Origin of the sequence: Rubrivirga aquatilis, assembly GCF_046845665.1 — a bacterium.
In the GTDB taxonomy this organism is placed as follows: domain Bacteria; phylum Bacteroidota; class Rhodothermia; order Rhodothermales; family Rubricoccaceae; genus Rubrivirga.
In genome coordinates, this window is record NZ_CP177355.1 from 1,145,124 (window position 1) to 1,168,294 (window position 23,171).

Here is a 23,171-nt window from a genome sequence, read left to right on the forward strand (position 1 = left end):
ATGACTCTGAGTGAGCGGTTAGCGGCGGCACTAAAACCAAAAAAAGACCCGGCCGCGTGAGGCGGTCCGGGTCTCGGGGGCCGAGTCGGGCGGCGGTGGCGAGAGGGGAGGCGCGAGCGCCTGGGCCACCGATGACGCGAGAGAGGGGGGCCACGGGAAGGGCGGGCCGAGACTACCGCCCGTCTGTCCGGCCGTTCCGTGACCAAATCAGGTCAGGGGCATTCCCTACACAGTCCCTCCACGATCCCCGGGGACGTGGCGCTCCGGTACCTTGCGGGGCGTCCTCCCTCTGCCCGTGCCCCACGCCGTCTCCGTCCTGTCGTTGCGCGCCGCCCTCGCGGTGGCCCGCGCGTTCCAGTCCCCACTGCCCGCACGGGCGGGGGAGGGGCTGGCGCGAGCGGCCCGACTGCACCTCTCCAAGGAGGAGCGCCCGGCCGAGGCGGCCATCGACGCGCTCCGCCTGCGGCTCCGGCGGTCGGCCGAGACCGTGGAGGTGGTCGACTACGGCGCCGGGACGAAGGGCGGGAAGCCACCCGAGCGGGCGGTCTCCGACATCTACCGCCGTGCGGCGACGGGCCCCGCATGGGGGCGCTTCCTGTTCGGGTTGGCGCGGGGGCTCCGCCCGGCGCGTGTGCTGGAGCTGGGCACCAACCTGGGCGTCGGGGCTGCGCACCTCGCGGCGGCGCTGGCGCTCAACGAAACCGACGGCGGACCGGAAGGGCGGCTGGTGACGCTGGAGGGCGCGCCCGCGCTCGCCGCCCGCGCGGCGGGCGCGCTGGCCCGCCTGGGGCACAGCGTCGACGACGGGGGCCGCGTTCGCGTGGTCGTGGGCCCGTTCGCAGAGACGCTGCCCGGGGTGGCCGCCAGCGAGCGCTGGGACCTCGTCTTCGTCGACGGCCACCACGAGGCGGAGGCGGCCCTCGCCTACCTCGACACGATCCGCCCCCACCTCGCGCCCGGCGCTGTGGTGATCTTGGACGACGTCGAGCCCGGCCGGCCGGTTCGGCAGGCGTGGGAATCCATTCAGGGATCCGGCTCGTCGTTCTACGCTGGCAAGTACGGGCTGTGGGTATCGGGGGGAGCCCCGACGGCCGCCGCGCGTGAGACCGCCCCCGCCCCGCCCCCCGCCGCCGCCGGCTGACCATGCCTCCTCCCACCGACGCCGAACTCGTCACGGCCTACCTCGACGAGGGGGACCAACGCGCGTTCTCCCAACTCCTCTCGCGCCACCAGGAGCGGATCTTCGGCTACCTCGTCGGGATGGTCCGCGACCGCGACGTGGCCAACGACCTCTTCCAGGAGACGCTCTTCCGCGCCATCCAGGCCATGCACCGGCGCCGGGGCTCGTACGAGAGCCAGGGCCGCTGGCTCGCGTGGACCATGCGGATCGCGAGGAACGCGGCGCTCGACTGGCTCCGCGCGAAGAAGAAGTTCACCGACGTCGACAAGTTCAGCAATGAGGACGAGGGGACCTCGTTCTGGGACCGCCTGCCGGATGAGGCACCCGACGCCGGATCGTTGCTGAACCGGGCGGACCTCTGGCAAGAGGTCGAGGCGGCCATCGACCAACTCCCCCCGGAGCAGCGTGAGGTTGTCCTGATGCGGCACCAGTCGGAGCTGACGTTCCGCGAGATCGCCGAGCTGACCGGCGTCTCGATCAACACGGCGCTCGGGCGGATGCGCTACGCGCTCATCAACTTGCGCAAGATTCTCGACCCCGAGTGGTTCGAGGGCGTGACGGCCGACGTGCCGGGCGCGCCGAAACCGAAAGACCCGGCCTCCGCCTAGCTCCGCCGACCCTCCACACACGAGTTCGCCCATCGCCCCGTTCGCTAGGCCCGCCCCGCCACCCATGCCCGACGCCCTCCTCCCGATCCGCCACGCCTATGGCGTGGAGCCCGCCCCCGAGGGGGCGCCGCCGGGCGTGGAGGCGACCCTCCTCAACGGGATGCGAGACCTGCTGGCGACGGGCCCGGCACACGCTCCAAGCGAGGACGCCCTGTCGGCGGTGCGAGCGCGAGCGGCCGAGGCGACCCTGCTGACGAGCCCGCCGCTGGAGGCGCGCACGGCGACCGAGGCCGCCGTCATCGACCAGTCGCTGGCGGCGCTGGACCGACTCCCGCGCTCGCGCCCTGAGCCCGAGGGCGTGGCCGCCGTCGAGGTGTTCGCGGTGCTCGCGCCCGCCCTCACCGCCCGCCAGTCGCCGAGCGCGGCCGCCGTCGCGGCCGTGCTGGCACGCGCCGCCGAGCCTGCTGGCGAAGCCCTCACAGCCGAGTCGCCCGTCGAGGCCGCCGTGCTGGACCAGTCGCTGGCGGCGCTCGACCACCTGCCCCGCGCTCGGCCCGCGGCTGACACGCTCGCTGCCGTGCTCGCGTTCGCCGCGCAACCTGAGAGCGACGAGCTCGCGGCCGTCCGCGGCGTCTATCTCGGCGAAGCCGCCGTCGTCTCGGTCGAGGCCGACCTGATCGGCCAGTCGCGCGAGCTTCTCGATAGCGCGTTTGCCGCTCGCCCCCAGCCGCGCCCGTCGGCCGACGCCGTGGCCCTCGTGCTGGCCCGTGCCGCCGAGCCTGCTGGCGAAGCCCTCACAGCCGAGTCGCCCGTCGAGGCCGCCGTGCTGGACCAGTCGCTGGCGGCGCTGGACCGGCTCCCGCGATCGCGTCCGGGCGCCGCGTCGCTCGACGCCGTCCGGCTGGCGGCGGCGACTGCTAGCGCCGAGTCCGTTTCTGGTACGGCGTCCGCTCCGCTCGCGCCCGCGGCGGCCGAACCCGGAGTGCCTGCCGCCTTCCTTCAGGGCCGCTTCGGCGCTTGGGCCGGCGCCGCCGCGCTCGTGCTCACGGCGCTCGTCGCCGTGGTGATTCTGCCGGAGGGCGGCCCCGACGCGGAGCCGTCGCTGACGGCCGCCGTCGCGGAAGCCGCCCCCGCACTTGAGGACGCCCCTCCGGCTCCGCCCGTCGCCGACGCCGCCGAGCCCGTCGCCGCCGATCCGGCTCCGTCGGGTTCCTCGGCCGGCACCGCCAGCGCCGCCTCCGGCTTGGTCGCCGTGGCCGAGCGCGTCGTGCCGCGCCCGGCTCCCGCACCGCCGCCGACGACGACGCCGGCCACCTTCGCATCTGTGCCCGCCCCGTCCGCCCGCACGGCCACGCCGCGTGCCGCCGACGCCCGGTCGGTGCCGTCGTGGGAGGCCTCCGACGACGTCCGCGCCTTGTCGCTCCGGCTCCAGGAGATCGACGCCGCCGACGCCCTCGCTTGGGACGATGCGCCTGCGGAGGCCTTCGGCGTCCCGACCGGCCCCACCGGCGGCGGCGCGCTCGGCCTCCAGTCCGTCCGGGCCGGCGCTCCCGCCCTTGCCCCGGCCCGCGCCCGCATCCGCCCCGACTCGCTCCGATGACCCGACTGCTCGCCGCCGTTGCGCTGGCGCTCGTTTCCATCGCCGCTGGCGCCCAGACCGTTGCTTCAGAGGAGACGGTCCACGTCTTCGAGGTCCGGAACGGCCATGTCTACCTCGACGGCCGTCACCTCGCCGACGCCGTCCCTGAAGGGTTGGACCTCGGTGGTCTCATGACGGCCCCGCTCGAATTCAGCGGCCCCATCCTGCCCGTGCTCGAGATCGACGGCACGGCGTACGTGCTGGAGGATGAGCGGCTGGTGCCGATGGACGAGTCGCGGCGGCCTGACCGGGGCGTCTACATCTTGGGCGACGCGGTGGCAGCCGACCCGGAGGCGCTCTCCGAGATGGCGCCGGAGACGGTCACGCCCATCGTCGAGGCGGCCTACATGCGCGAGGTGGCGACGCGGAATGGGCCGCTCTTCGAGCAGATGCAGCGCGAGCAGGCCGCCGAGGCCGAGGTGAACGACCTCGCCGCCCGCGTTCGGGCGCTGCCGCTGGGGGCCGACCGCGCCCGTCTCCGCGCTCAACTCCGGGGTGCCCTCTCCGAGTTGCTCGCCTTCAAGCACGAGACCCGCGACCAGGAGATCGCCGAGGCCGAGGAGCGCCTGGCCAACGCCCGCCGTGCTCTCGACGCCCGCCGCGCCTACCACGACGACATCGTGGACCTCCGCTTGCGCGAGCTGGTCGGCGAGGAGTAGACGGGCCGCGCGCGGCGGACCACCTTGCCCGCCGAGGAGGCCTCCGTCTGCGGGAATCGGCGTCGTGTTGGGACGGAGTTATCCACACTGGTCGGTGGCGCCGAACGATTTGTGAGGTGAGTTCGGAAATCACTTGAGGTGGACCCGGTCAGCTCCGTACGTTTGGCCTGCTCCCCCCGGCTCCAGCAGCCTGTACGGGAACGGAGGCGTTCCGCTGAGCGCCGCTGTTTCACCGGGGCCCGGCTGGGACGACATAGAAGGATGGTGGGCGCTGCCCAGTGAGCGCGCGTCCGCATCCCCTGCCCCCACGTGCCCATGCTCCGCTTCGCCCTCGCCGTTCTCCTGCTGGCGGTCGCCTCTCCCGCGTCCGCCGACGTACCTCTCGATCTCGGCGCCCGCGTCGATGTCGAACGGGTCTCGTTCGACCAGCGCGACAACGGGTTGGTGGCTCGCGTCCAGACGTCGGGCCGCGTCCGGGCCTACAGCATCGACCAGTCGGACGGCGCGCTCGTGCTCGTGCTGTACCGGGCCCAGTTGGCGCCCGCCGTCGCGCAGGCGAGCTCCGTGTGGCCCGTCCGCGGCTACCGTCTGGGCGCCGACGCGGACCGCGTGACGGTCCGGTTCGAGGTCGACCAAGGCGTGAGCGTCCGCGCGTACCCCGACCGCGACAGCGACGACCTGCTGGTGTCCTTCTCCTCGGCCCCCCAGCCGCGACGGGCGCAGTGGGGCGGCGGCGTGCCCGGCGAGCCCGTGGCCGAACGCCCGGCGCCGACGCCGAGGCGCACCGTCCCGGCGGTGGACCGGCCGGCCCCGACGCCCACGCCGCCAGCCGCTCCGGGTCCGATCTCGGCGTCGGGCGCTGAGCACTGGCGCCTCGACACCATCGTCCTCGACGCCGGCCACGGCGGCCACGACGCAGGCGGCGTCGGGATCGGGACGACGGACCGCGACGTGGCCTTCGCCGTCGTCCGCGCGCTGGGCCCGATGATCCAGCGCGAACTCGGCGTCAACGTCGTCTACACGCGCGAAACCAACACATTCGTCGAGGTCCGGGACCGGGGACGGATCGCCAACCAGGAGGGCGGAAAGCTCTTTATCTCGATCCACGGGAATGCCGGCGTGGCGTCGGCCTACGGGACGGAGACGTTCTTCCTCGCCCCGCGCGGCTCGGCCCGCGCCAGCGAGGTGATGCAACGTGAGAACGCCGTCATCGAACTCGAGAGCGACCCCAGTTACTACGCCGACTTCGCCGACGGCGGCGACATCCTGCGGTCGCTCGCGATGAGCGCGTACCAGGAAGAGAGCCAGCACCTCGCGACGCTGATCGAGGGCGAGTTCGTCCGCGCCGGGCGCCGGAGCCGTGGCGTCAAGCAGGACAACTTCATGGTGCTCTGGGCCGCCTCGATGCCGGCCGTCTTGGTGGAGGTCGGGTTCGTCACCAACCCCGACGAGGCGCGCTTGCTGTCGTCGCGCGAGGGCGTGGAGCAGACCGCCCGAGCCATCTTCAATGCCGTCCGCGCCTACAAGGAGTCCTACGAGCGCGGCCTGCGCGCGGCGAGCCAGTAGCGTCGGCGCGGGGACGGGACGTAGCGACCTTGCGCGTCCCGACTCCTCCCGCTCGCCCGTGTCCGATCTCGCCGCTGCCCTCCGCACCGTCCCCGACTTCCCGTCGCCCGGGATTCAGTTCAAGGACCTGACGCCGATCCTGGCCGACCCCGGCCTGTTCGAGGAGCTGCTGACGGCGCTGGCGGCGCCCTGGGAGCGGGCCGGCATCACGCACGTCGTCGGGATCGAAGCGCGCGGGTACTGGTTCGGGGCGGCGCTGGCGGCCCGGCTCGGGGCGGGCTTCCTGCCCGCTCGCAAGCCCGGCAAGCTGCCCGGCGCCACGCTGCGCGAGAGCTACGCGCTCGAGTATGGACAAGACGCCATCGAACTGCACGCCGCCGACCTCCCGGCGGGCGCTCGCGTGCTCGTCCACGACGATGTGATCGCGACGGGCGGGACGGCCGCCGCCGCGTGCCGACTCGTCGAGGCCGCCGGGGCGACCATCGCCGGGCTCTCGTTCGCCGTCGAGATCGCGTTTCTGGACGGCCGCAAGCGGTTGCCCAACGTGCCCGTCGAGGCTACGATCGTGGTGTAGGGACCTCGTTGCGAATGGGAACGGGGAGAGGGCAGAGCACGTGGCGCGGCGTCCACAATTGGACACCAACATTTTCCCCGTTCCCACTACGCCCGCGCGCCGAGCAGGCGCAAGCCATTGAGGCTGACCAGCACCGTGCTCCCCTCGTGGCCGACGACTGCCAGCGGGAGGGGCAAACCGACCGTCAGGATCGACAGCACCATCACGGCAATCATCCCGAACGAGATGGCGAGGTTGACCGCTAGCGTTCGGCGCGTACGGCGGCTGAGACGTAGCAGGTAGGGGATCTTGCCCACGTCGTCGGCCATCAGCACCACGTCGGCCGTTTCCAGCGCCACGTCCGTCCCGGCCCCGCCCATCGCGATCCCCAACGTCGCCGCCGCCAGCGCGGGCGCGTCGTTGACGCCATCGCCGACCATCGCGACCGCGCCCCACGTCGTCTCTAGCTTGCGGATGAGCGCCACCTTGTCTTCGGGCAGCAGGTCCGCGTAGACCGCGTCGACGCCGGCCTCTTCCGCCATCGCCTGGCCGACGGAGGCCGTGTCGCCGGTCAGCATCGCGACGTGCTCGATGCCGAGCGCGTGGAGCTGGGCGACGACCTCGCGCGCGCTCGGGCGGAGCACGTCGGCGAACGCCAGCACGCCGACGGCCCGCTCGCCGCTGGCGCCGGTCTCGGTCACGATCACGGCCGTCCGGGCCTGGGCGCGGAGCCGCTCCACCTCTGCGAGCGCCGCGTCCAAGCGGACGACGGCGCCGTCCTGGAAAAAGCCCGGGTTGCCGACGCGGACGGTCTGGCCGCCGACCGTGCCGGTCACGCCGCGCCCGGCGACCGCCCGGAAGTCGTCGGCCTCCGCGACCTCGAGCTCGCGCGTCGCCGCCTCGCGGACGGTCGCTCTCGCTAGGTGGTGCTCGCTCCACGCCTGCACGGCGGCGGCGATTGCCACGAGGCGATCCGGGTCGCCGTCGAGCGACACGGCGTCGGTGAGGCGCGTCTGGCCCGCCGTCAGCGTGCCCGTCTTGTCGAAGGCGACCGCGCGGACGCGCGCGGCCTCCTCGACCGTCACGCCGCCCTTGAAGAGCACGCCGCTCCGCGCGGCGGCGGCGATGGCGCTGAGCACGGCGGCGGGCGTCGAGATGACGAGCGCGCACGGGCTGGCAGCCACCATCAGCGTCATCGCGCGGTAGAACGCTGGGCGGAAGGGCTCGGCCCAGCCCAGGATCGGGACGGCGACCGCCAGCACCGTCAGCGCGATCACGCCGAGCGCGTAGGGCTGCTCGAAGCGGTCGATGAGCCGTTGCGTCTCGGCCTTCTGGGCTTGCGCGTCCTCCACCATCGCGATCACGCGGGCGATGGCGCTGTCCTCGGCCGTCTTCGTGACCCGCACGTCGAGCGCGCCGCCGCCGACGGTCGTCCCGCCGAACACGTCGTCGCCCTCGGCCTTCGTCACCGGCACGCTCTCGCCGGTCAGCGAGGCCTGGTCGACGGCGCTGCGGCCGCTGAGGACCACGCCGTCGAGCGGGATCCGGCCGCCCGGCAGCACGCGCACGGCGTCGCCCACGGCGACCTCCTCGACGGGGACCTCGACCCAGACGCCGTCGCGCTCGACGCGGGCCTCGTCGGGCCGGAGCGCCATCAGCGCGCCGATGGCGCTCCGGCTCCGCCCGATGGCGACGTTCTGCAAGACGTTCGAGAGCGAGAACAGGAACAGCAGCATCGCCCCCTCGAAGGGCGCCCCGATCGCCAGCGCGCCCAGCGCCGCGAGGACCATCAGCAGGTCGATGTCGGCCGTCCGCCGCCGCAGCGCCGCCAGCCCGGCGCGCACGCCGAACCACCCACCAAAGGCGTACGAGACCGCATACCCGACCCCGCTGACGAGCGGCCACGCCTGCCACTCGGCCACGACCCCGGCGATCAGCCCCACCAGCGCCAGCCCGACGAAGACGGCCTCCCGCTTCCACGCCGCCGTGTCGTCCGGCGCACGGGCGGGCTCGGCGGACCCTCGGGAGGGCGCCGTGAGGGAAAGGGCCGAGGAGTCGGACGGAGGAGGCACGGTGGCGCAACGTGAGACCGACTCTACGCCAGGCGCCCGCTCGGTGTGCCCTCCGGCCCGTGGGGCGAGGGCGACTCGGCGTGCGGGGACGTCCCCGTCCTGTCCCTCCAGACGCCGGTCAGCCGACGGCGATGCAGCTGATCTCGACGCAGGCCCCGTGCGGCAACTCGCCGACCTCCAGCGCCTCGCGCGCGGGCGTGGCCCCGCTGAAATACCGGGCGTAGACCTCGTTGACGTACGCATAGTCGGACATGTCGCGCAGGAAGAGCGTCACCTGAACGACGTGCGCGAAGTCCATGTCGGCCGCGCGGAGGACGGCGCCGATGTTGTCGAGCACCTGGGCCGTCTCGTCCTGGACGTCGCCTTCGATCATCTCACCCGTCTTCGGGTCCTGCGCGATCTGGCCCGACACGTAGAGCGTGCCTCCGACGAGCAGACCCTGGCAGTAGGGGCCGATGGCGGCGGGGGCATCGGGCGTCTTGATCCGCTCGCGGCGGGAGGGCGTCTGCGGGACCATAGGGGTGGGGGGACCGGGAGAGCCAAGATCCGGGCTGCGCCCGGGGACGAGGGCGAAGAAGGGGGAAACTCGCCGTGGCACAGGTTTTTACACATCGCTTACATAGAGCGTTGTCGCCGTGTATCCTGACGGCCGTGTGGTCAGCCAGACCCCGAATCTCCACCCGACCCTCGCGGCGGCCTCACCGAGGCGGCCTAGCTTGGCGGGCCCCATTTCCCCCCGCACGCCATGAGCCGCAACGGCCGCGTGCTCGTCGCCATGAGCGGCGGCGTCGACTCCTCGGTCACGGCCGGCCTCCTGCACGAGGCGGGCTACGAGGTCGTGGGCGTGACCATGAAGACGTGGGACTACGAGACCTCGCTGGGCGGCTCGGGCGTCTCGCGCACGCAGTCCGGGTGCTGCTCGCTCGACGACATGAACGACGCGCGAGCGGTCGCCGTCCGCTTGGGCGCCAGCCACACCGTCGTCGACATCCGCGAGGAGTTCGGCGGCTGGGTCATCGACCGGTTCGCGAGCGACTACCTCGCCGGGCGCACGCCCAACCCGTGCGTGTTGTGCAACACGCACATCAAGTGGGCCGCCCTCATGAAGCGCGCCGACGCGCTCGGCTGCGAGCACATCGCCACGGGCCACTACGCCCGCGTCCGCGAGCACGACGGCCGGTGGACCGTGAGCCGGGGCCTCGACGCCAGCAAGGACCAGTCGTACGTGCTGTGGGGCGTCGCGCAAGAGCACCTCGCGCGGACGCTCTTCCCCCTCGGCGGGCTGGCGAAGACCGAGATCCGGCGGCTGGCGGCCGAGATGGGCATGGGCCACGTCGCCGGAAAGAAGGACTCGTACGAGATCTGCTTCGTGCCGGACGACGACTACCGGGGCTTCCTGCGCCGCCGCGAGCCGTCGCTGGCGGCGCTCGCGGGCGGGCCGTTCGTCCATGTCGAGACTGGCGAGACGGTGGGGACGCACGACGGGTACCCATTCTACACGGTCGGCCAGCGGCGGTTGGGGATCGCGCTCGGCGAGCCGGTCTACGTGGTCCGCATCGAGCCCGAGACCAACACCGTAGTCGTGGGCCCGCGTGCGGCGCTTGGGGCCCGGGCGCTGGCGGCCGAGGGCGTGGTGTGGGGGAAGTGGGCGGGCATCGACGGCGAGGCGGCGCTGCACGGCCAGATCCGCCACCGCGACCCCGGCGCGGGCGCCGTCGCCCGGCAGACCGGCCCAGACGCCTTCGAGGCCGTCTTCGAGACGCCCCGCGCGGCCGTCGCCCCGGGCCAGGCCGCCGTGCTCTACGACGGCGACGACGTGGTCGCCGGCGGCTGGATCGCCCACGCGCCCGCCGTCCCCGACGCCGCCGCGTCCTCCGACTTTATCTCCCTCCCGACGCTGTGATCGACGAGCCCGGACCCGGCGAGCGCGAGTGCCCGAGCTGCGGGTTCACCGTCGCCGACGACCTCGACACGTGCCCGTACTGCGGCTACGAGTTCCCGGTCCGCAAGGCGAGCATGACCGCGAGCGCGTGGCTGTTCGTCGGGCTGATGGTGCTGTTCGCGCTTCCCGTGCTGGCGTGGCTGCTGGGCTTTTTCGGGTAGGACGCCGCCGATGCCCGACGCCTCGGCGTACGAACGGGCCGGGTCGGTGCGTCTCGCGAGCATCCGCCTCTGTCGCCATGCGCCTCGCCCTCGTCGCCGCCGTCTGCCTCGTCGCCGGGTGCGACCTCTTTTCGGAGGTCGATCCGCCCAGCCGGGAGCCGCTGGCGCCAGCCACGTACGCCGTCACCTTCGAGGCAACGTGGAGCGCGGAGACGCACCCGGAGGCGTTTCCGCCGGACCCCCACTTTTCGCGATTGACCGGCGCCGCGCATACGGCCGAGGTGTCGCTCTGGCGCCTCGGGGCGGTCGCCAGCGACGGCGTCCGCGCGATGGCCGAGACCGGGAGCATGGCCGGGCTCCGCGCCGAGGTCGAGGCGCTCGGCGACGCGGCGGCGTACGTCGAGGGCGACCCGCTGCGCCCCTCGCCCGGCACCGCGGGCGCCACCGTCACCGTCACCGACGCCCGCCCGGTCGCGACGGTCGTGAGCATGCTGGCGCCCAGCCCCGACTGGTTCGTCGGCGTCGACGGCCTCGACCTCCGCGACGGCGATGGCTGGGCGGACCGCGTGGTCGTCGACGCCGTCGTCTACGACGCGGGCACGGACGACGGCGCGGGCTACACGGCCCCGGACGCGCCGCGCACGGACCGGGCGCCGATCGCGGCCGTCGCCTACGCCCCGCTCGCGGGCACCGTCGTCGGGCGGCTGGTGTTCGAGCGGCAGTAGGGGACGGGGGACCGAGGACCGGGGACCACGGACTGACATCCGGGGGGTGGGGTCCTGCCGCCCGCCTCGGCGCTGAGGTCAACTGGGCTGATTCTGCGCTCCTGCGCGCTTGCGTTCGCATCTTCCCGTCCCCCGTCCCCCGTCCCCCGTCCCCCATGCCCCTCGACGTTGCTCCGCGACATCCGCTGGATGTTCTCGCCCTCGCCGCCCACCCCGACGACGTCGAGCTCTGCGCCGGCGGCACGATGTGCCTGCTCGCGGACCAGGGCTACCGGACCGGCATCGTGGACTTTACGCGCGGCGAACTCGGCACGCGCGGCACGCCAGAAGGCCGGATGAAAGAAGCCGCCCGCGCCGGTGAGATTCTGGGGCTGGCGGCGCGCGAAAACCTCGGGCTTCCCGACGGCGACATCCAGAACACGAAGGAGACGCAGCGCGCGCTGATCCGGTCGATCCGGCGGCACCGCCCGCGCATCGTGCTCATCACCGCCGAACACGTCCGCCACCCCGACCACGGGGACGCGACAACGCTGGCGGTCGACGCCCTCTTTTACAGCGGGCTGGCGAAGATCGAGACGGCCGAGGACGACGGGACGCCGCAAGAGGCGTGGCGCCCGCACCACGTGCTCCACTACCTCCAGGCGCTCGACGTCGAGCCGACGTTCGTCGTCGACGTGTCGTCGGTATGGGAGCGGCGGATGCAGGCGCTGCTGGCGTTCGAGAGCCAGTTCTACCAGCCCGGCCGCGGCGGTGACGGCACCGACGGCGGCGATGGCCCGGAGACGTACATCTCAAACCCGCGCTTCCTGAAGTGGGTCGAGGCCCGGGCGCGGACCTACGGCTACCGCATCGGCGCCGACTTCGGCGAGCCGTTCGTGTACCGCCATGGACCCGTCGGGGTGAACGATTTGGTCGCCGTACTCGACCGCGAGCGCCCGTTTCGGTGATCGGTCGTCAGAGATCAGGGATTCGAGAACCGATCACTGACGACTGACAACCCGTCTCTCAGCTCTCGAAGGCGTACGACAGCAGCTCGGCCGAGGTCTCGAAGGGCTGGCCGTCGGGGACCGTCACCGCGGCGACCGACTGGAGGACGCGCTCGGCGTCCGTGCCGAGGTGCTGGCGGAGGGAGGCCTGAAGCCCGCCGAAGAGCGCCTGCGCCGCCTCCGCGCCGGACGAGGGCAGGACGATGGCGGCCCGCTTGCGCGGGGCGTCGACCAGCAACCGGTCGGTCGGGCGGAGCGCCGAGCGGAGCCCGGCCTCGACGGCGTGGAAGTAGGCCGCCTCAGGCGCGGCCGGGTCGACCCGGAGGGCAACCACCACAAATGGGATGCCGGCGCTGCGGCTGGCGAAGGCGGCGTCGAGGGCGATGCGGAAGTCGGCGCCGGGGTCGGCCGCAGGAGCGCTGGCGCCGATGGGCGCGAAGGAGGGCATCGGCGGCGGGGCACCGGGCGCCGGGCCGGGGGCGACATCGCCGCCCCCGCGAGAGTCGGCGAGGTAGCCCTGCTGGAGAAGCTCATCGGCCGGGTCGAGACCGAAGGGGTCGGCGGGCGGAGCGAGCAGCGACGGGTGCGGCGCGTCGGGCGGTACGACCTCGGTGGTTGGGGGGTCGAGGGTGCTCGCGCCGGTCGCCGCCGGTGTCGGCGAGGGCGCCGGGTCGGGAATGGGCGACGCCTCGGGAGCGGGCGTGGGCTCCGCCTCGGTGGCAGGCGCCGAATGCTGGGGCGCCTCGGGCGGACCGGCGTTCGAGAAGGTGGTCGTGAACCCGTCGGTCGGCGCGGGGGCTTCGGGAGCCGGCTCGGGCTCCGGCGCCAGCGGGGCGGTCGGCTCGGCCGGCGGCTCAGAGGGCGCGGTCGCCTCTACAGAGGCGCCGTCGCTGGAGGGGAATTGGGCGGGGAGCGAGAGCGAGATCGAGCCGTCGGTGCTCAGACGGACCGTGCCGTCGACGAGGCCCTCGACGACATCGAGCAGCCGCCGCGAGGCCTCGTTGGCCGGGTCGCCCAGGCCAAGCACCAGCGTCACCTCGTGCTGGCGGAAGGCGCCGACGAGGTCGGAGAACGCTTCGTGGAACGCCTCGAAGGTCTCGAACTGGACCAGCGGCGTGAAGTCCTCGATCACCACGCGCGCCGGGCGGTCCTTGGCGACGAGGGCCACCAGATCACGGTACGACTTGACGAGCCCGGCCATGCCCTTGGCGGCGAGGTCGGCGGCAGAGGGGATGCGCAGCACGCGGAGTGTGCCGGCGCGGTGCGCCGCCGGAACGTCGAGGCCGACCTGCTGGCCCACGCCGACGAGTTCCTGGGGCGCGCGCGGCGAGAACACCAGGCACGAGTCGCCGGCGTCCACGGTGGCCTTGGCGGTACGGAGGGCGAGGGCCGAGCGCCCGGCGCCGGCGCGGCCGACGAGCAGGTAGGCGCGGCCGGGCGCGAGGCCGCCCCACTGGCGGTCCACGGCGTCGAGGCCGGAGGGGGAGGGCATGAGGGCGGTCATGGTCGAGAGAGAGGCGCGCCCGGGCGGTTGCAAACGGTGTGCCATGGCCGGGAGCGGCCCGTAGCGCGTCCCGTTCGGGAGGCCCGGTGCGCCAGGGAGGCGGGACGTACCCGGCGCGTCTCCTCCCGTACCCCTCCGGTTGCCGACGGATCCGCCCGCGCAGCGTGGCGGTGCCGCTCGGCGGCGGCCCTACCTTTCGGGCCCCGCCCGCCCGCCCCCGATGGACGCCGACCTCCGCTCGATCCAAGACGCCCGCGACGCCGTTGCCCGCGTCGCCGCCGCTCAGAAGCAGTTCAAGACCGCCGACCAGGCCACCGTCGACCGCGTTGTCGCCGCGATGGTGGAGGCGGGCGCCCGCGAGGCCAAGCGGCTGGGGCAGCTCGCGCACGACGAGACGGGCTTCGGCAAGCCCGAGTCGAAAGAGCAGAAAAACCTGTTCGCCACGCGCACGCTGGCGGCGCGGATGGAGGGCATGAAGACGGCTGGCATCATCGCCAAGAGCGACGACGGGGCCGTCTGGACCGTCGCTTCCCCGATGGGCGTCGTCGCCGCGCTCGTGCCGTCGACGAACCCCACGTCGACCGCCTTTTACAAGGCCATCATCTCGGCCAAGGCGCGGTGCGGGATCGTGATGAGCCCCCACCCGCGCGCCGCGCGCTGCACGGCCGACGCGCTCAACGTGGTCGCGCAAGCGGCGTACGAAGCGGGCGCCCCCGAAGGCCTGTTCGCCTGCCTCGGCGCCGACGGCGGCCCGATCACGATTGCCGGGACCGACGCCCTCCTCGAACACCCGCTCACCGACGTCATCCTGGCGACCGGCGGCGGGGCCATGGTCCGCGCGGCGTACTCCAAGGGCAAGCCGGCATACGGCGTCGGCTCGGGCAACGTGCCCGCCTACGTCGACCGCAGCGCCAACGTCGAGAAGGCCGCCGCCGACATCCTGACGGGCACCTCGTTCGACTGGGGCACGCTCTGCTCGACGGAGCGCTCGGTCATCGCCGATGCGCCCATCCGGCAGCGCCTGCTCGACGCACTCCGCGAGCGCGGCGGCCACATCTGTTCCGACGGCGAAGCCGCCAAGCTCCGCGCCGTCATCAAGCCGGGCGGCCGGTTCAACACCGAGATCGTGGGCCAGAGCCCGCGCCGGATCGCCGAGATGGCCGGGTTCTCTGTGCCGGAGAGCACACGCGCTCTGATCGCCGAGGTCGACACGGTCGGCCCGGACGAGCCGATCTCGATGGAGACATTGTCGCCCATCCTGAGCTTCTACGCCGCCGACGGCTGGGAGGCCGGGTGCACGCGGTGCATCGAGATCCTGGAGTTCGGCGGCATCGGGCACACCCTCGCGCTCCACGCCACGTCCGGCCGCGTCATCGAGCAGTTCGGCCTCAAGAAGCCGTCGATGCGGATCGTCGTCAACACGGTCGCCGCGCTCGGCTCGGTCGGCCTGACGACGGCGCTGTTCCCGGCGATGACGCTAGGTCCAGGCACGGTCGGCGGCTCGATCACGTCCGACAACGTGACGCCGATGCACTTGGTCAACCTCAAGCGCGTGGCGTTCGAGACGGCGCCGCTCAACGACGACGCCGGCCAGCCGCTGGCGCCGGGGGCGCAGCGACCGGCGCGTCCCCGGCCGACCGCCCTCGCGTCGCCCGTCCCCGCGTCGCCCGCCCGCCAGCCGTCGGGCGACGGGTCGTGGATGGAGGAGATCGAGGCGCGTCTCGTCGCGCGCGCGGGCAACCCTCCAGTCGGCGCCGCCAACGCGGCCGTGACGCCGCCCGCCCCGGCGAAGACGTCCGCTTCGGCCTCGGCGCCCGCCTCGTCGGCCCTGCCGCTGCCCGACCCGCAGATCGAGTCGCTCGTCCGGCGCTTCCGCAAGTAGCCGCGAGCCGGTCGATGGGTCCTCGACAGGAAGGGCTCGCAGGGCGGCGTCATCGGGAACGGCCGACACCCACGTCGGGCCCCGCCCGTAGACTCCGCCATGGCCGAGCCGCTCCCGACCCCTGCCGATCTGCAAGACGGGTTCACCCTGGGCACCCTGCCCCCCGGCCCCGTCGCGGACCGGCTGATCGAGGCGGCCAGCCACGTCCCCGACCGCCCGGACCGGGTGCTCGCGCTGGCGCTGGAGGCCCAGGCGCTGGCCGGCGACGACCCGCTCGCGGCGGCCTTCGCGCTGGGCTACGAAGGCTTCGCACGCTACCTCCTGTCCGAGCACGAGGCCGCGCTCGGCCTGCTGACGCGCGCGCTCGCGGCGATGGAACCCCTCGGCGACCTTGCGGGCCGTTCGCTGATGCTCGGCGTGCTCGCCTCGGTCCACGTCAGCCTGGGGCACTACGACGAGGCGCTCGACATCGCGCTCGGCAACCTCAGCGTCGCGCGCGCGCTCGGTGACACCGGGCAGGAGGCCTGGATCCGCGCGATGATGGGCAACGCCTACATCGAGCTCGACCAGCCCGACCGCGCCCTCGAACACGGCGAGGCGGCGCTGCGGCTCTTCGCCGACCTCGACCACGCCGTCGGACAGGCGCGTGCCCACACGGCGCTCGGCGGCGCCTTGCGATCGCTCGCACGCTACGACGAGGCCCGCGCCCACTTCGAGGCCGCGCTCCGGCTCTCCCGTGAGCACGCCTCGACGCTGACCGAGGCGCGCGCGCTCCACGACCTCGGCGTGCTCGCGCATCTGTGCGGCGAGGACGAGGAGGCGCTCGCGCTCCACCGCGAGGCGCTCCGGATCCGCACCAGGGTCGGCAACCGGCAGGCGCAGGCCACCAGCTTGATCGCCATCGGCCAGACGCTCGCCGACATGGGGCGCCCCGACGACGCCCGCCCGGCGCTCCACGAGGCGCTCGGGATTGCCCAGGACGTGGGCGCCGAGCCGCGCGTCGCCGAGGCCCACGCGGCGCTCGCCGATGCGCACGAGGCAGCGGGCGACGCTCCCGCCGCGCTCCGCCACCTCCGCGCCTTCCACGACTTGCGCGAGGCGATGCTATCGGCCCAGGCGCGCAGCCGCATCCAGACCGTCGAGGTCCGCGCCGAGGCCGAGCGCGCCCAGCAGGAGGCCGAGATGGCGCGCATCCGGACCGAGGAGCTCGGCGCGGCGAATGAGGAGCTCTCCGAGACCTTGCGTGAGCTCCGTACGGCGCAGACCCGGCTCGTCCAGTCCGAGAAGCTGGCGTCGCTGGGGCGCCTGTCGGCCGGGCTCGCCCACGAGATCCAGAACCCGCTCAATTTCGTCGCCAACTTTGCCGAGCTCAACAACGAGCTGGCGACCGACCTGCTGGCGACGCTGGAGGCCGCGCTCGACGGCGGCGACTTCGACCCCGAAGAGGCGCGCGACGACCTCGAGGCGATCGTCTCGAACTCGGCCCGCGTCCGCGACCACGCCCGCCGCGCCGACGCGATTGTTCGCGGGCTGATGGGCCACGTCCGCGACGTCGGCGGCGAGCGCCGCCCGGCCGACCTCCACGAGCTCATCGAGCAGGCGGTCTCGACCGTGCTCGGGCCATCGGTCGTGCGCGTCGAGCGCGCCTATGGCGAGATCGCGCCCGTCGAGCTGGCGCCGGCCTCGGTCCAGCGCGTCTTCGTCAACCTGTTCGAGAACGCGCGGTGGGCCGTCGAGCACCGCGCCGAGGCGGCGGAGAACGGCTTCGTGCCGACCGTCCGGATCGAGACGGCGCCCATCGAGGCGGGCATCGAGGTCCGCGTGGTCGACAACGGCATCGGGATCCCCCTCGCGCACTGCACGCGCGTCTTCGAGCCGTTCTTCACCACCAAGCCGGCGGGCTCGGGCACGGGCCTGGGCCTGTCCCTCGCCTACGACATCGTGACGGAGGGACACGGCGGCACGCTCGCCGCCTACAGCCGCGAGGGCGATGGCGCCACGTTCGTGCTCACGCTGCCGGCGTGAGGGCACGGCGAGGCTGGCGGAGTTCTCGGCGGTCGGTCGGTCTCCTAAGGCGTCCCCTCTCCCTTCGGGAGAGGGACAACGCGTAGCGTCGGCGAAGCCAGGGTGAGGGTTTCTGGCAGCCGGCGCCAGCGGTGCACGACGCCGTTGCAGGCAACGGCGCTACGGGGTGCGTCGCGATCGCGAGGCGGGCGTGCGCGAGCCGGTCCCCCTCCTCCGGCCCCTCCTCCCCGCCTGCGCGGGGACAGGCTGGAGGAGGGGCCGGAGGCTCTGCTCGCCTGCTGGCGAAGCAGATCCGTCGGCGCCAGCCCCACGTCCGTTACCCCTCCATTACCTCCGCCTCGAAGGCCACCAGCGCCTCGTCCTCGACGCGGTAGCTGACCTGGATGGGGTGGCAGCACACCTCGCAGTCCTCGACGTAGCGCTGGGCGGGGACCGACGGGTCGACCAGCATCGAGATGGGGGCGAAGCAGTACGGGCAGGCGAAGGGGACCTCGATCTCAGTCACGGCGGCTAGGTTGGGGAGCCCCGCCTACGCCGCCGTGCCGATGCCCGCTCCCGCGCTCCGCCTCGCCGCCCTCGGCCTCGCGCTGGCGGGCTGCGCGTCCGCCCCGCCGCCGGGCGTCGCCGACGGCCCCCCGTGGCCCGCGCCCCGCCCCGACCCTGCCCTCCAGGCCGCCGTCGAGGCGCTGGCGGACGGGTTCGACGGCGTCTCGGGCGTCTACGTCCGCCACCTCCCGACCGGCCGCGAGGCCGCGCTCCGCGCTGACGAGGCGTTCCCGACCGCCAGCCTCGTCAAGGTCCCCATCCTGATCGGCGTCTTCGAGCGGATCGAGGCCGGCGACCTCGCACTCGGCACCCGGCTCACGTTCCGGGACTCGCTCCGCTACATCGAGGACGAAGGCGAGTTGTTCGCCCAGCTCCAGGACTCGTCGACGGTGATGCTGCACTCGGCCGTCGAGCAGATGCTCTCCGCGTCCGACAACACCGCCAGCCTGTGGCTCCAGGGGATCGTCACCGGGGCCGCCGTCAACGAGTGGCTGGCGGGGCACGGCTTCGAGACGACGCGCGTGAACAGCCGCGTCGACGGCCGCCGGGGCGACTGGGAGCGGTTCGGGTGGGGCCAGACGACGCCGCGCGAGATGGCCGAGCTGCTCCGCCGCATCGTCGACGGCCAGGCCGTCTCGCCGGCGGCCGACCACGAGATGCACCGGCTGCTCACGCGGACGCACTGGGACGACGAGGCGCTCTCGGCCGTCCCGCCGAGCGTGCAGGTCGCCAGCAAGCAGGGCGCCGTGAGCCGCTCGCGGAGCGAGGTCGCCGTCGTCCACGCGCCGTCGGGGCCGTACGTGCTGGCGGTGCTCACGCGCGAGCAGGCCGACACGCGCTGGGCGCCCGACAACGCGGGCTACGCGTTGATCCGCGCGGTCAGCCGCGCGGCGTGGGCCGCCTTCGAACCGCGTTCGCGCTGGCGCCCGCCGGCCGGATCCGAGCGGTTCCGGTTCTAGAACCGATCGGCCGTCGGCTGGCGGCCGAGGCGCCGCGTGGTGGCCTCCGGGTCCGGGCGGAGGCTGCTGCGCGCTGTCTAGTTCGTCAGGCTCCGGATCGGCGCCGGGATCCGGCCGCCGCGGTGCGCGAAGACGACGTTCGAGACCTGGGACACCGGCTGGATCGGCGCGCGGCCGAGCAGCCCGCCGTAGTCGGCCCACTCGCCGACGCCCTTGCCCGCGACGGGCAAGAGCCGCACGGCCGTCGTCTTGTCGTTGATCATGCCAATCGCGAACTCGTCGAACAGGATGCCTGCGATGGTCTCGGCGGAGGTGTCGCCGGGGATGGCCACCATGTCGAGGCCGACCGAGCAAATCGCGCTCATGGCCTCCAGCTTTTCGAGCGACAGGTGACCCGCCGCTGCCGCCTCGATCATCGCCTGGTCCTCGCTGACCGGCATGAACGCGCCCGACAGCCCGCCGACGTGGCGGGCGGCCATCAGCCCGCCGCGCTTGACGGCCTCGTTGAGCATCGCGAGGGCCGCCGTCGTGCCGGGCGCGCCGACGTGTTCGAGCCCGAACGCTTTGAGCACGTCGCCGACCGAGTCGCGCTCGGCGGGCGTCGGCGCCAGCGAGATGTCGACGACGCCGAACGGGATGGCCTGCCCGGACCGCTCGCGCAGCCGCTCGGCCACGCGCCGGCCGATGAGCTCGCCCGCGCGCGTGATCTTGAAGGCGGCCGTCTTGATGGCGTCGGTGACGGCCCCGAAGTCGCCCCGGTCGCCGACGGCCTCGACGGCGCGGAGCACGACGCCCGGCCCGGAGATCCCGACGTTGAGCGCGGCGCCGGGCTCGGACGGCCCGTGGAAGGCGCCCGCCACGAAGGGGTTGTCGCCGACGGCGTTGCAGAAGGCCACGAACTTGGCGCACCCGATGGAGTCGCGGTCGGCCGTCCGCGCGGCCATGCCCTTGATGGCGTGCGCGACTTGCAGCACGGCGTCGGCGTTGATGCCCGCCTGCGTGCTCCCGACGGCGACCGATCCGCACACGCGCGCGGTCGTCGCGAGCGCCTCGGGGAGCGCCTCGATGAGCGCCGCGTCGCCGGGCGTGGCGCCCTTCTCGACGAGCGCGGTGAACCCGGCGATGTAGTCGACGCCGACCTCGGTGGCGGCCTGGTCGAGCGTCTCGGCCAGCCGCACGAAGCCCTCGGCGTCGAGCCCCTCGGCCGCGAGCGCGGCGGGCGTGATGGAGATGCGCTTGTTGGCGATCCGCACGCCGTACTGCCGCTCGACGTCCTGCGCGGCGGCCACGTGCTGCTCGGCGGTCCGGGTGACGCGGTCGTAGATGTTGCGCCGCGTCGACTCGGCGTCGCGGCTGGCGCACCCGCGCAGGCTGATCCCGAGCGTGACCGTCCGGATGTCGAAGGCGTCGGCCTCCGTCATGCGGACGGTGTCGAGGATCTCGGAGAGGGCGAGGGGCATGGGGTGGGGGGATCGGCCACCGGCGACCGGCGATCGGGGAGTTACGTGAGGGAACGGGCCAGCCCATGGAGCACCCGACCAACACGGTCGGCGTCGTCGCGGAGGGCGCGGGCGGCGTCGGAGGGCATCAAGCCGACGCGACGGGCGATCTCGATCTGCGTCCGCAGTTCGTAGAGCGAGCCGCGAGCGGTGCGAAGGAACCGGACGTAGTCCTTGCGGGACTGGCGGCCCCACCCCTCGGCGATGTTCGAGGGGACGGAGACGGCGGCGCGGCGCATCTGGGACCGCAGGCCGAACGTCTCCTCCGCGGGGAACGCATCGGTCGCGCGGTACAGCGCCTCGGCCAGCGCGACCGCGAGCTGCCACGCTTCGAGGTCCTCAAAGCTCCGGATCTGGCGCGGGCGCTCTTCCCCCGATGGCCGATGGCCGGTCGCCGATGGCCCTGCCGTCATGGCCGGTGCATCGCCTGGAACAGCTCCTCGTGCTGCAGGAGCACGCGCGCGCCGAGCGCCTCGCCCCGGGCGGTGAGCGCGTCACGGACTGCGCCGAGGTCGGTCCCGCCCGCGAGGTCGGCCACCAGAACGACCGTGAAGTAGCCCTGGAGCACCTTCTGCGACACGTCCAGGATGTTGGCGCCGGCGGCCGAGAGCTCGGCGGTGACCGCCGCCAGCACGCCCGGCCGGTCATGGCCGTAGGCCGTCACGACGACGCGCGTGGCGTCGGCGGCGGGGCCCTCGGAGGCGAGCATCGGGGCGGCGGGCGCGCGGTCCGGGCCCGGCGTGCGGGCGTCGAGCACGGCGCGGGCCACGCGTTCGACGCGCTCGGGCGTCGCCTCCGGGCCGAGGGCCGAGGCGATGCGGTCGATGAGGGCGCGGACGTCGGAGGGCATGGGTGTCGCGGGCGACGGAGCGGAGCCCGAAGGTACCGCCGGGCTCCGGGCGCGTCCCCGGCTGGCGGTCCGCCCCGCGCGGCGGGCGAGCGCCGCGGCGGGGCGGAACCCCGGGCCGGGCGCGCGGGTGGAGCGCCCCCATCCGCCCGTCCGAACCCATGTCCGACTTCGTCCGCGTCGCGTCCACCCACGACCTCGCCGACGGCGAGATGCGGCAGGTCGACGCCGACGGCACCGCCGTGCTGCTGTCTCGCGTCAACGGCGCGTTCCACGCCTGCACCGCCTTCTGCACGCACTACGGCGCCCCCCTCGTCGACGGCGTCCTCGACGGCACGACCGTCGTTTGCCCCTGGCACCACGCCGCCTTCGACGTGGCCTCGGGCGCGCTCTGCCAGCCGCCCGCGCTCGACGCCCTCCGGAGCTTCCCCGTCCGCGTCGTCGGCGACGACGTGCTCGTCGCCGCGCCCGCCGACGCCGACGCCCACGGCAAGGGCATTGCCTACCGCGAGAGCGACGGCGAGACGCCCGCCATGGCCGACGTCGACGCGGCCGCGGACGACCGGCTGTTCCTGCTGGTCGGGGCGGGGGCCGCTGCCTCGGCGTGTGCCGAGGCGCTCCGCGCGGAGGGCTACCGGGGACGGCTCGTGATGGCGACGCCCGAAACGCGGGCCCCCTACGACCGCACCAAGCTCTCGAAGGGCTACCTCGCCGACCCCGACGACGCCGCGCTCCGGCTCCGCGACGGCGCGTTCTACGAGAGCCACGGCGTCGAGACCTGGACGGGCCGCGCGGTCACCGCCCTCGACCCCGACGCCCGCACGGCCACCTTCGAGGACGGCGAGACCGTGACGTACGACGTGGCGCTCGTCGCCTCCGGCGGCACGCCCCGCCGTCTCCCCATCGACGGCGCGACGCTCGACGGCGTCCTGCTGCTTCGGTCGTGGGACGACGCCCGGACCCTGGCCGGCCGCGTTGGGAAGGCGACGTCCGTCGCCATCATCGGCGCCTCGTTTATCGGCATGGAGGCCGCGTCGAGCTTGCGCGGGCGGGGGCTGGAGGTGACGGTCATCGGCCGCGAGGAGACGCCGTTCGAGGGCGTGCTCGGGCCCGACGTGGGCGGCGTCTTCGAGAAGGCCGCCCGCGACAAAGGCGTCGCGTTCCGCTTGGGCGCCGACGTGCAGCGGATCCAGACCGTCGCCTCCGACCCCGGGGCCGACCGCCCCCGTCGCCTCCGCGTCGAGACCTCCGCCGGGCATGTCACCGCCGACGTGGTGCTGCTCGGCGTCGGTGTGGCCCCGGCCACCGGCTTCCTCAAGGGCGCTGCCTTCCGCCGGGACGACGGCGGGCTCGTCGTCGACGAGCGGCTCCGCGCGGCGCCCGGCCTCTACGCCGCCGGCGACGTGGCCGTCGTGCCCGATGCCCGGACCGGCCACGCCGTCCGCATCGAGCACTGGCGGGTCGCCCAGCAGCACGGCCGTGCCGCCGCTCGCGCCATGCTCGCCGACACCGATCCGACCCGGCAGGTGGACCCGTACGACGACGTGCCCTTTTTCTGGACCGGCCAGTTCGGGGTCAGCCTGCGCTATGTCGGCCACGCCGAGCACTGGGACGAAGTGATCGTGGACGGCTCGCTCGACGACCGCGACTTTATGGCCGCCTACGTCTCCGGCGGCACCGTCCGTGCCGTGGTGACCGTCGGTCGCGACCGGCAGGCCGCCGCCGCCCAGCGCCTCCTCGATCGCCGCGCGCTGCCCGCCCCCGCCACCTTCCGTACCGGCGTAGACCTCGAAACCGTCTTGCGCGACGCGGGGTGAC

General features: G+C 73.8%; 21 protein-coding genes. 14 read left to right on the top strand and 7 right to left on the bottom strand.

What is annotated here, in order from left to right; translation table 11 throughout:
• The first annotated feature begins 295 nt into the window (after positions 1-295).
• The 6 genes from ACLII4_RS05010 (at position 296) to ACLII4_RS05035 (ending at position 6,226) form a co-directional block, all read left to right on the top strand.
• Positions 296-1,141, top strand: a complete 846-nt coding sequence (locus tag ACLII4_RS05010; protein WP_412069798.1) for an O-methyltransferase — start codon at positions 296-298, stop codon at positions 1,139-1,141.
• Positions 1,142-1,143: 2 nt separating this feature from the next.
• Positions 1,144-1,788: an RNA polymerase sigma factor gene (locus ACLII4_RS05015; protein WP_412069799.1), complete on the top strand. Its 645-nt coding sequence runs from the start codon at positions 1,144-1,146 to the stop codon at positions 1,786-1,788.
• A 64-nt stretch (positions 1,789-1,852) separates the two neighbouring features.
• The gene (locus ACLII4_RS05020) at positions 1,853-3,388 is read left to right on the top strand and encodes a hypothetical protein (protein ID WP_412069800.1); all 1,536 of its coding nucleotides are present in this window, start codon (positions 1,853-1,855) and stop codon (positions 3,386-3,388) included.
• The gene (locus ACLII4_RS05025; protein ID WP_412069801.1) at positions 3,385-4,086 is read left to right on the top strand and encodes a hypothetical protein; all 702 of its coding nucleotides are present in this window, start codon (positions 3,385-3,387) and stop codon (positions 4,084-4,086) included. Before ACLII4_RS05020 ends, ACLII4_RS05025 begins: the two co-directional genes overlap by 4 nt.
• A gap of 315 nt (positions 4,087-4,401) precedes the next feature.
• Positions 4,402-5,652, top strand: coding sequence for an N-acetylmuramoyl-L-alanine amidase family protein (locus tag ACLII4_RS05030; RefSeq protein ID WP_412069802.1), 1,251 nt, complete (start codon positions 4,402-4,404; stop codon positions 5,650-5,652).
• Positions 5,653-5,710: 58 nt separating this feature from the next.
• Positions 5,711-6,226 (top strand): adenine phosphoribosyltransferase, encoded by a 516-nt coding sequence (locus ACLII4_RS05035; RefSeq protein WP_412069803.1) that lies wholly within the window; start codon positions 5,711-5,713, stop codon positions 6,224-6,226.
• An 86-nt stretch (positions 6,227-6,312) separates the two neighbouring features.
• Here ACLII4_RS05035 and ACLII4_RS05040 read toward each other — a convergent pair whose 3' ends face one another.
• Positions 6,313-8,277, bottom strand: a complete 1,965-nt coding sequence (locus ACLII4_RS05040) for a heavy metal translocating P-type ATPase (RefSeq protein ID WP_412069804.1) — start codon at positions 8,275-8,277, stop codon at positions 6,313-6,315.
• A 118-nt stretch (positions 8,278-8,395) separates the two neighbouring features.
• Complete coding sequence (locus ACLII4_RS05045; protein WP_412069805.1) at positions 8,396-8,794, bottom strand: Rid family detoxifying hydrolase; 399 nt, start codon at positions 8,792-8,794, stop codon at positions 8,396-8,398.
• 228 nt (positions 8,795-9,022) lie between these two features.
• On the opposite strand from ACLII4_RS05045, the gene mnmA reads away from it, so the two are divergent.
• From mnmA to bshB1, 4 genes are all read left to right on the top strand, one after another.
• Positions 9,023-10,180, top strand: a complete 1,158-nt coding sequence (gene mnmA, locus ACLII4_RS05050; protein WP_412069806.1) for a tRNA 2-thiouridine(34) synthase MnmA — start codon at positions 9,023-9,025, stop codon at positions 10,178-10,180.
• Complete coding sequence (locus ACLII4_RS05055) at positions 10,177-10,380, top strand: zinc ribbon domain-containing protein (RefSeq protein WP_412069807.1); 204 nt, start codon at positions 10,177-10,179, stop codon at positions 10,378-10,380. The genes mnmA and ACLII4_RS05055 overlap by 4 nt, the downstream gene beginning before the upstream one ends.
• Before the next feature lie 77 nt (positions 10,381-10,457).
• Positions 10,458-11,105, top strand: coding sequence for a spondin domain-containing protein (locus tag ACLII4_RS05060; RefSeq protein ID WP_412069808.1), 648 nt, complete (start codon positions 10,458-10,460; stop codon positions 11,103-11,105).
• A gap of 155 nt (positions 11,106-11,260) precedes the next feature.
• Positions 11,261-12,052, top strand: coding sequence for a bacillithiol biosynthesis deacetylase BshB1 (gene bshB1, locus ACLII4_RS05065; protein WP_412069809.1), 792 nt, complete (start codon positions 11,261-11,263; stop codon positions 12,050-12,052).
• 58 nt (positions 12,053-12,110) lie between these two features.
• On the opposite strand, the gene ACLII4_RS05070 is transcribed toward bshB1, so the two are convergent.
• A complete protein-coding gene (locus ACLII4_RS05070) occupies positions 12,111-13,583 on the bottom strand; it encodes an ATPase domain-containing protein (protein WP_412069810.1) in 1,473 nt (490 codons plus the stop codon).
• A 232-nt stretch (positions 13,584-13,815) separates the two neighbouring features.
• Between ACLII4_RS05070 and ACLII4_RS05075 the strand changes: the two genes are divergently transcribed.
• Together ACLII4_RS05075 and ACLII4_RS05080 are read left to right on the top strand one after the other, a co-directional pair.
• Positions 13,816-15,477, top strand: coding sequence for an aldehyde dehydrogenase family protein (locus ACLII4_RS05075; protein ID WP_412069811.1), 1,662 nt, complete (start codon positions 13,816-13,818; stop codon positions 15,475-15,477).
• Between the two features lie 99 nt (positions 15,478-15,576).
• Positions 15,577-17,502 (top strand): tetratricopeptide repeat protein, encoded by a 1,926-nt coding sequence (locus ACLII4_RS05080; protein ID WP_412069812.1) that lies wholly within the window; start codon positions 15,577-15,579, stop codon positions 17,500-17,502.
• 316 nt (positions 17,503-17,818) lie between these two features.
• On the opposite strand, the gene ACLII4_RS05085 is transcribed toward ACLII4_RS05080, so the two are convergent.
• Positions 17,819-18,007: a CPXCG motif-containing cysteine-rich protein gene (locus ACLII4_RS05085; RefSeq protein ID WP_412060872.1), complete on the bottom strand. Its 189-nt coding sequence runs from the start codon at positions 18,005-18,007 to the stop codon at positions 17,819-17,821.
• Between the two features lie 40 nt (positions 18,008-18,047).
• Here ACLII4_RS05085 and ACLII4_RS05090 point away from each other — a divergent pair, with 40 nt between their 5' ends.
• Positions 18,048-19,007, top strand: a complete 960-nt coding sequence (locus ACLII4_RS05090) for a serine hydrolase (RefSeq protein WP_412069813.1) — start codon at positions 18,048-18,050, stop codon at positions 19,005-19,007.
• Between the two features lie 77 nt (positions 19,008-19,084).
• Here ACLII4_RS05090 and ACLII4_RS05095 read toward each other — a convergent pair whose 3' ends face one another.
• Genes ACLII4_RS05095 through ACLII4_RS05105 form a run of 3 tightly spaced genes read right to left on the bottom strand, consistent with a single transcriptional unit; the run spans position 19,085 to position 21,356 of the window.
• On the bottom strand, positions 19,085-20,467 hold the full coding sequence (locus ACLII4_RS05095; protein ID WP_412069814.1) for a PFL family protein: 1,383 nt from the start codon (positions 20,465-20,467) through the stop codon (positions 19,085-19,087).
• Between the two features lie 41 nt (positions 20,468-20,508).
• Complete coding sequence (locus tag ACLII4_RS05100) at positions 20,509-20,919, bottom strand: four helix bundle protein (RefSeq protein ID WP_412069815.1); 411 nt, start codon at positions 20,917-20,919, stop codon at positions 20,509-20,511.
• Positions 20,916-21,356: an ACT domain-containing protein gene (locus ACLII4_RS05105; protein WP_412069816.1), complete on the bottom strand. Its 441-nt coding sequence runs from the start codon at positions 21,354-21,356 to the stop codon at positions 20,916-20,918. The genes ACLII4_RS05100 and ACLII4_RS05105 overlap by 4 nt, the downstream gene beginning before the upstream one ends.
• A gap of 158 nt (positions 21,357-21,514) precedes the next feature.
• Between ACLII4_RS05105 and ACLII4_RS05110 the strand changes: the two genes are divergently transcribed.
• Positions 21,515-23,170, top strand: a complete 1,656-nt coding sequence (locus ACLII4_RS05110; protein WP_412069817.1) for an FAD-dependent oxidoreductase — start codon at positions 21,515-21,517, stop codon at positions 23,168-23,170.
• Position 23,171: the final 1 nt, after the last annotated feature.